Raw genomic sequence first — 513 nt, forward strand, 5'->3', positions numbered from 1 at the left:
ACCAGCCAAACCAAGCAGTAAGTCGTATCGCAAAGTAAATTCGCCTTCCGTTCCAGCCAACAACACCACACCACTAAACGCCATCACAATACCAAAAACGGTGGACGCACGAATTTTTCCATGCCAGACAAGCTTCTCAATCACAGGCATAAACAACGGGCCTGTAGCAAAAAGGACCACACTTTCGACCAGCGTTAACGTTTGAAGAGACGCAATAAAACACAATTGAGACAGACCAATACAAAGTGCGCGTAGCAAAGTGGGCTTCAACTCGGTCGATTTCGGCAGTTTGATGCCTTTCGGGATCAGAACTAAGAGCAAGATAAGCGCAGGTAGGAAAAATCGCAGAAAGCTGAACATGGTTACCGAAAGCGCCTCAGACAGCTGCTTTGCTAGCAAGCCCGTAACAGATAAGCTTAATGTAGACATCAACATAAATACGATGGGTTTGTGAACGTGATTCATTAGATACTCCTTAATTCTCGGAGCATTTTATGAAAAGTGACTTTATAG

At 44.4% G+C, this 513-nt stretch carries 1 protein-coding gene; it reads right to left on the reverse strand.

The features are described 5' to 3' along the window. Window positions 1-465: DMT family transporter (locus R7Q11_RS29485; protein ID WP_225467378.1), on the reverse strand; the 465-nt coding region annotated here is incomplete at its 3' end. Window positions 466-513: the final 48 nt, after the last annotated feature.

The sequence above is a fragment of the Vibrio sp. 970 genome (assembly GCF_033339075.1).